10 protein-coding genes and 1 pseudogene are annotated in these 12795 nt (G+C 75.2%); 6 read left to right on the plus strand and 5 right to left on the minus strand.

Annotated features, from left to right (window positions below):
• Positions 1-119: 119 nt before the first annotated feature.
• Positions 120-977: a hypothetical protein gene (locus tag IHE55_RS17225; RefSeq protein WP_197989836.1), complete on the plus strand. Its 858-nt coding sequence runs from the start codon at positions 120-122 to the stop codon at positions 975-977.
• A 303-nt stretch (positions 978-1280) separates the two neighbouring features.
• Positions 1281-1652: an SH3 domain-containing protein gene (locus IHE55_RS17230; protein ID WP_197989837.1), complete on the plus strand. Its 372-nt coding sequence runs from the start codon at positions 1281-1283 to the stop codon at positions 1650-1652.
• Positions 1653-1899: 247 nt separating this feature from the next.
• Here IHE55_RS17230 and IHE55_RS17235 read toward each other — a convergent pair whose 3' ends face one another.
• The 3 genes from IHE55_RS17235 to IHE55_RS17245 all read right to left on the minus strand — a co-directional run bounded on the left by IHE55_RS17235 (position 1900) and on the right by IHE55_RS17245 (position 5797).
• The gene (locus tag IHE55_RS17235) at positions 1900-2376 is read right to left on the minus strand and encodes a carboxymuconolactone decarboxylase family protein (RefSeq protein WP_197989838.1); all 477 of its coding nucleotides are present in this window, start codon (positions 2374-2376) and stop codon (positions 1900-1902) included.
• Positions 2377-2596: 220 nt separating this feature from the next.
• Complete coding sequence (locus tag IHE55_RS17240; RefSeq protein WP_197989839.1) at positions 2597-3331, minus strand: GNAT family N-acetyltransferase; 735 nt, start codon at positions 3329-3331, stop codon at positions 2597-2599.
• Positions 3332-3454: 123 nt separating this feature from the next.
• A complete protein-coding gene (locus tag IHE55_RS17245) occupies positions 3455-5797 on the minus strand; it encodes a penicillin acylase family protein (protein WP_197989840.1) in 2343 nt (780 codons plus the stop codon).
• 109 nt (positions 5798-5906) lie between these two features.
• On the opposite strand from IHE55_RS17245, the gene IHE55_RS17250 reads away from it, so the two are divergent.
• Together IHE55_RS17250 and IHE55_RS17255 are read left to right on the plus strand one after the other, a co-directional pair.
• Positions 5907-6635 (plus strand): siderophore-interacting protein, encoded by a 729-nt coding sequence (locus IHE55_RS17250; protein ID WP_197989841.1) that lies wholly within the window; start codon positions 5907-5909, stop codon positions 6633-6635.
• Between the two features lie 226 nt (positions 6636-6861).
• Entirely contained in the window at positions 6862-7284 is a 423-nt protein-coding gene (locus IHE55_RS17255) for a DUF3995 domain-containing protein (RefSeq protein ID WP_197989842.1), read from the plus strand.
• 85 nt (positions 7285-7369) lie between these two features.
• On the opposite strand, the pseudogene IHE55_RS17260 reads toward IHE55_RS17255, so the two are convergent.
• Both IHE55_RS17260 and IHE55_RS17265 read right to left on the minus strand, forming a co-directional pair.
• Positions 7370-7982, minus strand: a pseudogene (locus IHE55_RS17260) (dihydrofolate reductase family protein).
• A gap of 342 nt (positions 7983-8324) precedes the next feature.
• On the minus strand, positions 8325-8471 hold the full coding sequence (locus IHE55_RS17265; protein ID WP_197989843.1) for a hypothetical protein: 147 nt from the start codon (positions 8469-8471) through the stop codon (positions 8325-8327).
• Positions 8472-8685: 214 nt separating this feature from the next.
• Between IHE55_RS17265 and IHE55_RS17270 the strand changes: the two genes are divergently transcribed.
• Together IHE55_RS17270 and IHE55_RS17275 are read left to right on the plus strand one after the other, a co-directional pair.
• A complete protein-coding gene (locus IHE55_RS17270; protein WP_197989844.1) occupies positions 8686-12000 on the plus strand; it encodes a helix-turn-helix domain-containing protein in 3315 nt (1104 codons plus the stop codon).
• Positions 12001-12439: 439 nt separating this feature from the next.
• Positions 12440-12742, plus strand: a complete 303-nt coding sequence (locus tag IHE55_RS17275; protein WP_197989845.1) for an ATP-binding protein — start codon at positions 12440-12442, stop codon at positions 12740-12742.
• The last annotated feature ends 53 nt before the right edge of the window (positions 12743-12795 follow it).

The following is a 12795-nucleotide window of genomic DNA, read 5'->3' on the forward strand; positions in this document are numbered from 1 at the left end:
ACCCGGACGCCGGTCCGGGAGAACCGCGTGCCCGGTCACCGGCGTGAAGGAGATGGGGCCCGGGCGCACCGGCCGGGCCCCACCGGTATCGGGTGTGGTCGAGAAAGGGTCGGGCTGGCATGGGGGTACGAGACAGGCTTCGGGGGCTGGGCGAGACGGTCACCTCGGCCGCGACGGCGGCGGGCAAGGACCTCGCCAACCGTGGCGCCGCACGCCGCTCGGGCGCGGGGACACCGGGCGACTGGGTGGCCGGGGTGCTCGGCGCGCTGCCCGCCCCGGCGGCACCGGCCACCGAGGAGTGGGAGTTCTCGCTCGGCACGCTGGTCTGCCGTCATCCCCGGGTGCCGGCCGTGACGGCGAAGGCGCTCCGGCCGCTGGACGGCATCGGCGCGCTGCGCTTCGGCCCGGAGTCGGTGGGCTTCGACGGCGAGGACATCCCGTGGGAGAAGGTGGTGCGCATCCAGCTGCACAACGCCTTCGCCACCATGACCACCGACGGGCTGGACGCCGAGATCGACCGTGTCCGGGAACTCCTGCCGCCGCTCCCGGGCCGTAAATGGGCGGTGACCCGGGTCGCCGAGGGGCTGGTCGCCGTGGTGCTCGCCGCCCTGGAGCAGGCGGGTGACCAGCGGCTGGACGACGTGGACGTGGCCGTGGAGATCGTGTACCGGGGTGCGCTGGGGCGCGAGCGCACCCTGCGGGCGGGGCTGTTCACCACCGCCCTGCTGGCCCATCAGGTCGACGTGGCCTACAGCCTGGTGGTCACCGCCCAGCACCGGGGTGTGCCGGTGGTCCCCGCCGACCGGAGCGAGCCGGACGCCGGCGCGGTGGAGCGGGTGCGGGCGCTGCGGGCCCGTACGGACGCGGTGAAGGCGCAGCTCCAGGCGGAGGCCGCGGCGGAGGACCCCGACGGACGGCCGGCGGCCGGCGCGGCGGCGGGCGACCCGGCGGTGACCGGGACCCCGTACGCCGGCTGAGCGGGCCGTGCGCCGGCCCGGGCGCGGCGTCCGCCGCCCGGGCCGGCCTGCCCCGCGCAGCCGTCCCGGAGGGGCCGCACCGGCCTGGTGTTACTGTTTCGGCGACCATTTTTTCGAGAGCTTGACCCAAGGCGAGACATTCGTTCGTGGAGTCAAAACCGGGCCGGCGGGAGACCGGCGCCGGGGGGAGCCGGCAGATCGCACAGCGCTGATCCGTGGAGCGTCCGGTTCCGGCGGCTCCGGTCGGGTGCCGCCGGCCGGCGGGCTCGTCCCAGCCGACACACGTCTCACGGGGGAAAAATCGTGGCGATCAAGGGCAAGGCATCGATGGTGGCGCTCACCGTGGCGCTGACGCTGGGTGGCGCGGTGGGGCTCGCCCCGAGCGCTTCCGCGGCCGGTTCGGTCGGCGCGTCGGGGTGCCACTTCAATTCGCCGGACGTGAATTTCACGGTCGATGTGAAGAGCACCGCGCTCCGCAAGGGCCCCGGCACCCGTTACGGCTCCAAGGGCACGATCCGCAAGGGCACCACGTTCCGTTACTACTGCCGGACGTGGGCCGGCGGCGGACTCGGCGGATTCAACAAGAGCTGGTCCTACGGGAAGATCGTCAAGCGCTCCGGCTCCGGCGTCAAGGTCGGCACCCTGGGCTGGGTGAAGAGCCGCTACCTGGACTGACCGGGCCCGGCCGCCGGCGGCGGTACCCGCACCACGCAGCGGGTACCGGCGGTATCCGCACCGCCGCGGTACCGGTGGTGCCACCACCGCCGCGGTCCTGCGGACGTCGCCCCGGTGCGGTCGGGGGCGGAACGGTCAGCCGCGCCCCCGCGGGCGCCGCGCGGTGCTCCCGCGGTGCCGGCACCGCGCCCCCGGGCGCCGCACGGGGTGCCCGGGGGTCGCACGGGTGCCGGATCCGGCCGTTCCCTCAGTGGAACTGGCCCGGCCGGTAGTCGCCGGCCGGCTGCTGGACGATGACGTTCGCCCGGTTGAAGGCGTTGATCAGGGCGATGGCGCACACCAGGGCGGCGAGCTGCTCCTCGTCGTAGTGCTTGGCGGCGTTCGCCCACACCTCGTCCGGGACGCCGCCGGCCGCGTCGGCGAGCCGGGTGCCCTGCTCGGCGAGTTCCAGGGCGGCGCGCTCGGCCTCGGTGTAGACCTTCGCCTCGCGCCAGGCGGCGACCATGGCCAGGCGCTCCGGGGTCTCCCCGGCGTGGGCGGCGTCCTTGACGTGCATGTCCAGGCAGAAACCACAGCCGTTGATCTGGCTGGCGCGGATCTTCACCAGTTCCAGGGTCGAGGCCGGCACGGTCGTCGATTCCGCGAGCACCTTGTTCGCGGCGACGAGGTGCTTGCCGAACTTGCCGGCGATCGGGCTGGCCATCAGGTTCAACCGGGCTTCCATGGTGAACTCCTGTGTCGTCGGTGGCTTACACCCCATGGACGACGTGGCACGGAGAAGTGTGACGCCGCCCGGTGTGACGTGCGTCTCCCTCCGTCGAGCCCGTCGAGCCCGTCGCGGAAGGCCTCCGGGACGCACCCGGCCGCCCGGACCTCCCGTCCCCGGCGCGCCGGCCGGCCCGAGGGCGTACGCCGCCGGGGCCGGCAGCGCCGGTGCGGCGCGGTCAGTCCGGCAGACCGGCCTGGGCGCGCTCCAGGAAGGCCAGCTGGGCCCGCTTCTCCGGCAGGTCGATCTGCGGTCCGAGGGTGAACCCGGCGCGGATCACCCGGGCGATGGCCTTCTCGTTGCGGGCGTCGGGCTCCAGCACGATGCGCTTCCGCGAGGGGTCGGACAGGACGAAGCGGATGAGGGCCGCCAGCAGGACGCCGGTGAAGCCGCGTTCCCCGGTGCCGTCGGCGGGCCCGATCAGCAGGTGGACGCCGAAGTCCCCGGGGCGTACGTCGTAGTAGTCACCCACCGGGTCCGCCTCCGGCTGGTACGTCTGGAAGAGCGCGACCGGGGTGCCGTTCCGGTGGACCAGGTAGGCGTGGTGGGTGGTGAGGGAGTCGAGGTAGGAGTAGATCTCCAGCACCCGGTCCCGGTCCGCCTCGCCCATCCCCCAGAACTTCGCCCGCTCCTGGACGACCCAGCCGTGGATCAGGTCGACGTCCCGCTCCGGGTCGACCGGCACGACGCGGATGGTGCCGAAGCCCTCCACGGTCTCCTCGTGGACCGGCGCCCGCCCGGACGCGGTGCCGGCCGCGGCGGCGGTGCCGGTCACGGCGTCGCCGGTCGCGGCGCCGGGCGACGCGGACACAGCGGTCACCGCGTCGGTCGCCGCGGCCCCGCCGGGGGCGGCGGGTGCGGTGGCCGGCGCGGGCGGAGTGGTCTCGGCGGGTCGGGTGCTGGGCTCGGGCATGTCTCTTCCTCGGGGTCGGTCGCGCGGTCGCGGTCGTGCGGGTGCCGCCACCGGGTCCGGTGGTACCGGCCGGTGGGGGTGGGGCAGGGCCGGTCCCGGCGGGTGTGCCAGGGACCGGCCGTCTCAGGGGGTCGTCCTGCCGGGGGCCCGTCGGCCGTCGGGGGCCGTACCGGGGACACCGGGCTCCGTGCCGGAGGCACCACCGGTACCGCCGGGCGTCGTACCGGCGTCGCCCGGGGCGGTGCCCTCCCCGGCGCCGCCCCCGCTGCCGTCCGGGCCGTCGGCCGGTTCGCGGGTGAGCCGGTCCCAGTCGGTGACCACCGGGGCCAGTTCGCCGCGCAGCCACAGCGCCAGCTGGTCGCGCCGGTGGGGGTCGCCGGGCACCCCGGAGGCTCCGAACGGGACCACCCAGCGGCTCTGTTCACGGTCCGCGAGGTCCCAGACGTAGCGGGCGGCCGGGCCCCGGGCGAAGCGGTCGGTCACCCCGGGGACGCTGGAGGTGGCCAGGACGCAGTCGTGGTCGCCGGCGACCCCCGGCCATCCGCCGTCGGGCTCCTCCGGCAGCGCCTGCCAGGGGGCGATCCGGTGCACCTCCCCCCACGGTTGGGTGGGCGCGCCCGCCGCAACCACCTCCTCCACGGCGGCCCGGACCACCGCGGCCCGGTCCACCGAGGGCGGCAGGCCGCCGCCGAGCAGCCCCTCCAGGGCGTAGCCGATCCGCGGGGTGAGGGCGAGCCAGGGCAGGAAGACCTCCGGGTAACCGCCGGCCGCCCACGGCTGGGCCCGGTCCGGGTCCACGGCGGGCTCCCCGTCGCCGGTGCCGGGTGCGGGCCGGGTGAGGCCGGCCAGCGGGGCGAGGGCGGGGTGGGCGGCCAGGTGGCGGACCACGGCGGTGCGTACCGCCGCGAACGCGGTGGCGTCGCCGCTGTCCGCCGCCATCCGGCGGTCCCAGCGCAGCAGCCGGTCGCGGAGCCCGGCGGCGGCCGGGGTGAGCCCGTCGAGTCCGGCGAGCAGCGCCAGCAGCGGACCGGCGGAGTCCAGCCGGGTGTCGGTGTGCACGGCGGCCATGCCGGGAGCGGTCCACCCGGTGGCGCCCTCCAGCAGTTCGCGGATGCGGGCGGCGCGGTGCGGCGGCGCGAACTCGATGCCGTACGGGGCGGCCGGCCCGCGCTCGTTGGCCATCACCGCGACGCCGTCCACCGGCGGGTGCGGCAGCGGCCCGTGCGCGCCCCGCCAGGCGTGGCCGGGCTCCCAGGCGGGGACGGTGCGCAGCAGGTTGTCGCGGTGGCGCCGGGGGACGTACCCGGCGACCCGGTGCAGCAGCCCGCCGGCGGTGTCCGCGGCCAGTACCACGTTGACCGGTTCCACCCAGCCGTCCAGGGCCCGGTCCACGTCGGCGACGGTGGTGGCGGCCAGCAGCGCGGGCAGCGCGTCGAAGCCGAGGCCGGCGCCAACCCGCGGCGGGTGGCGGAGGCTGATCGCCTCGGCCCGGTCGGGGCCGCCGATGATGACCGGGCCGCGCTCGGTCTCGATCACCTCGACGGTCACCGGGTCGCCGCCGGCCACCTCGACGGTCTCGGTGTGCCGGGCCGCCGGACGCCAGCCGTCCGGGCCGAGCGCGAGGACGGTGCCGGGCCCGCCCTCACCGTCCCCGGCGCGGCGGAGCCGCTCCCGGTACAGGTCCTGGTAGTCGGCCATGGCGTTGGTGATGGCCCAGGCGACGGTGCCGGTGTGGCCGAAGTGGGCGAGCCCCGGGACGCCGGGGACGGCCAGCCCCACCACGTCGTACTCCGGGCAGGCCAGCCGGATCTGCTGGTAGACGCCGGGGTCCTCGATGAAGCGGTGCGGGTCGCCGGCGATCAGCGGCGCCCCGGTGGCGGTCCGCTCACCGGTGACCAGCCAGCCGTTGCTGCCGGAGGTGGCGGGTCCGTCGGTGGCGAACAGTTCGGCGGCGTCCTCACCCAGCCGCCGGGCAACCTCCTCGCGCCACAGCTTGGTGGGGAACCCGGCGAAGAGGATGTGGGTGGACAGCCAGACGCCCAGCGGGGTCCAGGGCTCCCACCGGCCGGCGGCCAGCCCGGTGGCGGCGAACTGCGGGTCCCGCCTGGCTCCCTGAGGCAGGCCGGCGTTGACCCCCTCCACGTACGCGGTGATCCACGCCCGGGTGGCGGGGGAGAGCCGGTCGAAGCAGCGGCGGGCGGTGTCGGCCAGCCGCATCTGCCGGGCGAAGACGTCCCAGCCGACGGCCTCGGCGCCGAGGAACGCGGCGGTGGTGCCCTGGCAGCGGTGCCGCTCCACCTCGATCTGCCAGGCCCGGTCCAGCGCGGCGTTGCGGCCCTGGGCGCGGGCCAGCGCCAGCGTGTCCGTGGCCCGCAGATGGGGTATGCCCCAGGCGTCCCGGTACACCTCGGCGCCACCGGGCCCCGTGTCCCGTGCGCCGTCGTCCGTACCGAAGTCGTCGCTCACTCTGCTCCCCGCAATCCCATTAGGTTAGGCTGACCTAACTTAAGTCAAAGTTTTCGGGGAAACAATCGCGCCGGACTCCGGGCGCGGTGCCCGCGGGGAGGGAGAAGCCATGGGACGCGGCTGGGAGGGTGTGGTCCTCAAGCTGCTGCGCGGCAAGGACTTCGTGTGCACCGTGACCGGGGCGGAGCAGGTCACCGAGCATTACCGGCGGCTGCACCTGACCGACGGCGGCCTGCTCGCCGCGGCCGGGGTGCATCCGACCATGTGGGTACGGCTGTGGTTCCCCGGCGGGAACGGCAAACCGCACCAGCGGGCGTACACCCTGGTGGACCCCGACCCGGCGGCCGGCACCTTCAGCCTGGAGTTCGCCCTGCACGACGGCCGCGCCAGTGACTGGGCCCGCACCGCCCGGCCCGGTGACACCATCGAGGCCACCGTGCAGGGCACCGGCTTCACCGCGCCGCGGCCCGCCCCGGCCCGGCTGCTGGTGGTCGGCGATCCCGCCTCGCTGCCCGCCGTCAACTCGCTGCTGGACGCCTACCCAAAGACCCCCGCCACCGTCTGGTTCGAGACCCCGCACCCCGACGACCACGGGCTGCCGGTGCGGCTGGATCCGGCCCGCCACGAACTGCGCCGGGTGCCGCGCCGCGACGCCGGGGCCCACCTGGCCGAGCGGGTCCGGGCGGAGCTGCCCGCGGCGCTGGGGAACCCGGCCGAGGCGTATGTGTGGATCACCTGCGACACGGCCACCACCCGTGCCCTGGGCGGCTTCGTCCGCAAGGAGCTGGCGGTGCCCATGCAACGGGTCCACGCCCTCGGCTACTGGCGCACCCCCTGATCGTCCGCCGGCCCGCCGGCGGACCCGGCAGGGGGCGCGCGGATCCGCGCCGCGCGCCGGGGGTGCCGTGGCCGCCGGGCCGGTGCGGGCTATTGTCGGCACCGCCGGACGAACGCCGCCGCGCGGTACCGGTGACGTTGACCGTCGTCGCCCCGCCGCACGGCACGGCTCCTTCGGCATGCCAGGCCACCGGACCGGACCATCGAACGGAACGACGGAGCGCCGTATGACCAACGCCGCCAGTCTCCTTCTCGCCGCCGCGCTCCTCTTCGTGGGGGCGCTCCACTTCCTCTGGGCCGCCGGTGTCTACTGGCCGGCGGCCTCCAAGGAGGACCTGACCCGGAAGGTGCTCTCCGACTCCGAGGAGATCCCGAGCCCGCCGCTCACCGCCCTGGTGGCGGCGTTCCTCGCCGGGGCCGCGTACGTGGCGGTGGCCGCCCACTGGGACGGTCTGCGCATCGGCTTCCTGCCCGACTGGCTGTACACCCTGGGCATCTGGGGCCTGGTGGCGGTGATGGCCCTGCGCGGGTTGGTCGAGCCGTTCTTCGCCAGCACCGGCAACGAGGTGTACACCCGGCTCAACCGGCGGGCGTACGCGCCGTTCTGTGTGGTGCTGGCGCTGCTCGGCGTGGTGGTCGCCCTCGGCTGAGCGGGCCGGACCGGGCCGCCCGGACTGGGAGGTCCGGCCGGCCCGCCGACCTGCCGACATGTCCCGGGCGCGGACGCGTCGGCCCTCACGCCCCCGGCGCGAACGCGTCGGCGCGGCGGACGTAGGTGAGGAAGGCCGCCCCGCTGTCCAGCACGGTGTGATCGGTGCGTTCCCAGGTACGCGGGTCGAACGCGGCCTTGTGGGAGAAGAACGGGATCCCGCCGCCGATGGTCATCGGGCTGAGCTTGACCACCAGCCGGTCGAACTCGGAGTGCAGGGCACTGGCCGGCTCGGCGCCACCCACCAGCCAGATGTCCTTGCCGTCCTCCTGCTTCAGCTCCCGGACCTTCGCCGCCGGATCAGACGTGACGATCTCCACGCCGGGATCCGGGCTCTCGCCCAGCGTCCATGAGAAGACCAGGTGCCGCAGGTGCGGATAGGCGTTGGCCACCTGACCTTGAGCCGGACCTCGTAGCTCCGCCGCCCTTGGAGGACGGTGTCGAAGCGGGTGCGCTCGGCGGTGACCGACAGTGCGGCCCGGCCGGGCCGGGCAGCGTCTCCGGGTACTCGGCGATGAGGTGCTGGAGGTAGTCCTCCGGAATCGTCCGGAAGCCGTCCGGCCCGGTGGGGTCGGCCCCGTCCGGGCCGGCGATGAAGCCGTCGAGGGTGGAGGCGATGTAGTACACGAGCTTGCGCACGGCTGAGCCTTCTCTTGGATGCACAAGGGCCGAGCGGGCCGTCGGACCCGTCGGCCCTCCATGATCACCGCGCGCCCTGCCCCGGGTGATGGGCACGGGGCAACGGACACCGTGGGAGGGGCAAGGGGCACGCGGACACCGCCCCCGGCCCACCGCCTGCGCGGACTCCACTCCCGCCCGACCGGCCGGCCGTCAACGCCTCCGCCCGCCGACGCTGATGCCCCGGACCGTCGGCCGCCAATGCCTCCGCCTACCCCGCAGGCCGCCGACGCCTCGGAATCAGCGGCTGCCAACGCCAATGGCCCGGCCCGCCGTTCGCGGGCCGGTCCGTCGGCCCGCCGCCTACCCGGCCGCCTCAGTGCGGCGCCGCCGCAGCAGCGACCGGACGCCACGCACCGTGTCGACCGCCAGCCGCAGCGCCCCGATCCCCACCGACAGCGCCGTACCGTGATCCTGTACCCACCCCGCCACCTGCACCAGCAGCTCCATCGACGTTCCCCTTCCCCGTCCTCGTGGTGCGGCGCCGTCCGCCGCCAACTCCTGTGTAGGCGGGGCCGCGGCCGTCCGGTACGGCTGTCGGACGGCGGTCGGACACCACCCCCGCCCGGCTGCGGATACGGGTGCTGTCCGCTGTCCCCGGGACGTCCCGCCGGACGTCCGCCTAGGCTCGGATCCGGTGAACGGGACACGGGGAGGGGAACGCGTGGCTCTCGGTTTCGGTGACGTGGAACAGGACGCGCCTCGGGCGGCAAAGGAGTTGGCGCGGCGGCTGAGGAGCGTGGCCGAGCGGGCCGGCTACACGGGGGTACGGGAGCTGGCCGCGGCCACGGGCATCGGCCGCACCACGATCTCCGACGCGCTGACCGCCCGGCGGGTCCCCGGCTGGGAGAAGCTCGCCGCCCTGCTGCGCGGCTGTGGTGTCACCCCGGACCGGGACTGGGCCGACGCGCAGGAGGCGGCCAGGGCCGCGGTGGAGGAGCGGAAGCGGGCGGCACGGGCCGGCGGGCGGCCCGGCGGCGAGCCGGAGGCGGCGACCCCGGCCGCGCCCGCCGCACCGCCGGGACCGGGCACCTTCTCCATCCGCCCGCCCTACGGGGAACTCCCGCCCCGGGTCCGGGGCCGCGACGAGCTGCTGAACCGGCTGGCGACCGCGCTCGCCGAGGGCGAGAGCCGGGCCCAGGTCCTCTACGGCATGGGCGGTTGCGGCAAGACCACCGTGGCGCTGGACCTGGCGAGGCAGGCCCGGGACCGGGGCTACCGCGTCTTCTGGCTCTCGACCGCCACCCCCGAGCGGCTGCTCACCGGTATGCGTGAGGTCGCCCGCGAACTGGGCGCGGAAGAGGAGGACATCGAGGCGGCGTGGGCGGGCAGGATCAGCGCCACCGACCTGGTCTGGGGCCGGCTGGATGCCGCCGAACGCCCCTGGCTGCTGGTGCTGGACAACGCCGACGAGCCCGAGTGGCTCGCCGCGGCCGGCGGGGTCCCCGGTGACGGCACCGGGTGGCTCCGCTCCAGCCGGGCCGGCCTGACCGTGGTGACGTCCCGGGTCGGCACCCCCGGAGTCTGGGGGCGGGAGGCCAACACCCACCGGGTCGGCGTACTGGCCCCCGCCGACGGCCGGGACGTGCTGCTCGACCTCGCGGGGGAGGCCGGTGATCCGGCCGAGGCGCAGGTGCTCGCCGAGCGGCTCGACGGCCTGCCGCTCGCGCTGAAGCTGGCCGGGTCCTACCTGGCCCGGTCGGCGCGGGGCGCGGGGCTGCTGCGGCACCGCGGGCGCCGGCCGGGAGGCAGGGTGCGGAGCTTCGCCGCCTACACCGAGGCGCTGGGCGAGGCGGGGGCGGGCTTCCTCGACCAGGGTGAGCAGTGGCGGCTGGACGAGGCCGGCACCGAGCAGATGCACAGGCGACTGGTCGGCCGTACCTGGGAGCTCTCCCTCGACCTGCTGGAGGAACAGCAGCTGCCGGAGGCCCGCGCCATGATGCGGCTGCTGTCCTGCTGCGCCCCGGCGCCGTTCCCGGTCGAACTGCTCGACCCCGGGCTGCTGCCAGTGGCCGGGCCCCACGAGGCGGCCGGAGCCGCCGGGCGCGGGACCGCCGCCGGGCCCGCGCCGGACCCGGACCGCGCGGACCGCGCCCTGGAGGCGCTGGTCGACCTCAACCTGGTCGACGTCGTGGACATCGGCCCGGACGGCCCGGCCGGTGACCGCGAGCCGGTGCCCTGCCTCGTCGCCCACCGGCTGGTCCTGGAGGCCAACGCGCTCCGGCTGGCCGACGCCCCGCCCGCGGAGCGGCTGGCCATCTGGCGCGCGACCGCCCGCATCCTCCAGCAGGGCGCGGAGCCCGCCTCCGAGGAGCCGGCCAACTGGCCCTGGTGGCGCCTGCTCGCCCCGCACGTCGTCGCGGCGCTCGGCGCGGCACCGGACGGGGACGCGGAAGAGGTGCTGCTGCCGCTGCTGCGCGCCGGCCTCTCCGAGTTCGCCTTCGCCGTCTTCACCGGTGACCTGACCCAGGACCGGGCCCGGCTGCTGGTGCGGCGGAGCGCGGCGCTGGCCCCCGACCACCCGGTGCGGCTCTCGGTCCGCCACCGTGCCGCCTTCACCCTGCTGGAGGGCGAGGAGGAACTGCGGGAGTACGAGGCCGTCGTCGCCGAGCAGATGGCTCAGCTGGGCGCGGACCATCCGGAGACGCTGATCACCCGCTACAACGTGGCCCTGGCCCGGCACTCCTGCGGGCTCATGCCGCTGGCCGGGATGGTGGCCGAGCTCCGGGCCGTACGGCGGGACCGCCGCCGGGTGCTGGGTCCCGGCAACCCGTACACCCTGCTCCCGCACGCCGACATCACCGAGCTGCTCCCCGGTGATCTGGGGGAGGAGCACCTGCCGGCGTACGAGGCCGTGCTGGCCGGGCAGGTGGCCGAGCTGGGCGCGGACCATCCCGAGGCGCTGGTCACCCGCCACGACGTCGCCATCATCCGCTACCGTCGCGGGCTGGCGTCGGCCGCCGAGACGGAGTCCGAGCTGCGCGCCGTGGTGCGGACCGTCCGCAAGGAGCTGGGTTCCGGCGATCCGTACACGCTGCTCGCCCATGGCACGCTCGCCGAGCTGATGATGTCCCGTGACCATGGTGAGAGCGCCGGCAACGCGGAATACCGGGCCTTGGTCGAGCACACCGAGAGCCGCTCGCCCACGGACCACAGCTTCCTGCCGCTGCAACAGCGCCACCAGATGGCACATGCCCTGGACATGGCCAAGCGGTGGGCCGAGGCGGAGGCGGAGTACCGGTCGGTGCTGGAGGACCTGGCGCGGGGCGACGCCACGGCGTCCAAGCTCTACTGGGACCTGATGCGCTGTCTTGCGGACAACCTGGCCGAGCAGGAGCGGCACCCGGAGGCGCTGGTGATGCTCGACGACGCGCTGGTCTGGTTCGACGGCAGCGATGAGGCACACTCGACCACCCGCCCGGAGGCCCTCAAGCTCCGGCACAAGCGCGGCGACCTGCTGGTCCGGTGCGACCGCCCGGAGGAGGGCGAGCGGCAGATCCGCGCGGTGCTGGCGGACCGGCTCCGCACCGTCGACCCGCAGGACTCCGTGGTGCTCTCCGAACGCCACTGCCTGGCCCACGCGCTGTCAGCGATGGAGCGGCACGACGAGGCGCGGGACGAACTGCGTGACGTGGCGGCCTCGTACCACGAAATCCTAGGGCCGCACGACAAGCTCACCCGGAGCGCGCGCTTCTGCCTGGCGAGGACCCTCCACACGCACGGCGACCGGTCCGAGGCGCTGACCCTCTACGAGCAGGTGCTCGCCGCCGAGACGGCCGAACTCGGCGCGGACCACGAGGAGACCCTGATGACCGGCTTCCGGCGGGACCAGTGCCGCCTCGACCTGGGCCTGCTGGCGCCGCCGGAGGCCGCCGCGGCGTTCGGACGCACCCTGGCCATCTTCGCCTCCCGGCTCGGCGACGAGCACCGCTGGACCACGGCGATCCGCGAAGCCCTCGCCGCCACGGGGGCGGCCTGAGCGGCCGCCTAGCGGAGACGGTCGTAGCGGCCCGCGTGAGCGTTCCGTATGAGCGCGCGGAGAGCGCGGGGGTCGTGCCGATGACGACCTCCGGGGCGTCGCTCTCCCGCAGGGCCACCCCATCCCGCGTGACTGCCGACTCGACGCACCCCCAATCCGCATGGGAGAGGGAGGACTTTCACCAGGTGAGTGGCGCGTGCATCAGTGGTGGCCCTTCATACGTCCCGGAGCGCGGAATGGATGAGATCTCGCGACGCGGCCTCGCCGAGAGCCGCCTGCCGTACCGAGTCGAGAACCAACCGACACCGCCTCAGGTGCCAGCGTGCAGGAAGTCGACGCCGAGCGCGGTGTCGATCCGCACGGTGTCGAGCTGGGGAACAGGGCCGCCCGTGTAAGGCAACGCATGGCCTGAGCCAACTCCGTACTGCGCCGGCTGCGGATGCCGCGCCTCGCTGACGCCGCGACGTTATGCACCTCCGAACTCGCCCCCAGCATTTACCGGCACGCCCCCGGGCTCGGCTCGCTGCTCCGGCTGGCGGTGGAGCTGGCGGAGGTGCGGGTGACCGTCTACGACGGCACGCTGGAGCCGCCGGTCATACGGCCGTACTCCCTGGGGCGCGGGTGCGGCTGGGGGCTCCGGCTGGTGGCGGAGCCGGCCGACGACCGGGGCACGAGCCGTGGAGCGCCGCTCGGACTCGGCGGCGCGGAGTGCAAGGGCGTCTGGTTCACCCTGGGGACGTGACGGCACCACGGCAGCGACGACATGGCGGCGCACCACCCGCAGGGGTACGGCAC

It is taken from the genome of Streptomyces pactum, assembly GCF_016031615.1.
Lineage (GTDB): Bacteria > Actinomycetota > Actinomycetes > Streptomycetales > Streptomycetaceae > Streptomyces > Streptomyces pactus.

What these genes read in the sequence shown, in the direction of transcription:
- IHE55_RS17225 (WP_197989836.1), top strand. Translation starts at nt 120, where the DNA reads ATGGGGGTACGAGACAGGCTTCGGGGGCTGGGCGAGACGGTCACCTCG.
- IHE55_RS17235 (WP_197989838.1), bottom strand. Translation starts at nt 2,376, where the DNA reads ATGGAAGCCCGGTTGAACCTGATGGCCAGCCCGATCGCCGGCAAGTTC.
- IHE55_RS17240 (WP_197989839.1), bottom strand. Translation starts at nt 3,331, where the DNA reads ATGCCCGAGCCCAGCACCCGACCCGCCGAGACCACTCCGCCCGCGCCG.
- IHE55_RS17250 (WP_197989841.1), top strand. Translation starts at nt 5,907, where the DNA reads ATGGGACGCGGCTGGGAGGGTGTGGTCCTCAAGCTGCTGCGCGGCAAG.
- IHE55_RS17255 (WP_197989842.1), top strand. Translation starts at nt 6,862, where the DNA reads ATGACCAACGCCGCCAGTCTCCTTCTCGCCGCCGCGCTCCTCTTCGTG.
- IHE55_RS17265 (WP_197989843.1), bottom strand. Translation starts at nt 8,471, where the DNA reads ATGGAGCTGCTGGTGCAGGTGGCGGGGTGGGTACAGGATCACGGTACG.
- IHE55_RS17275 (WP_197989845.1), top strand. Translation starts at nt 12,440, where the DNA reads ATGCCGCGCCTCGCTGACGCCGCGACGTTATGCACCTCCGAACTCGCC.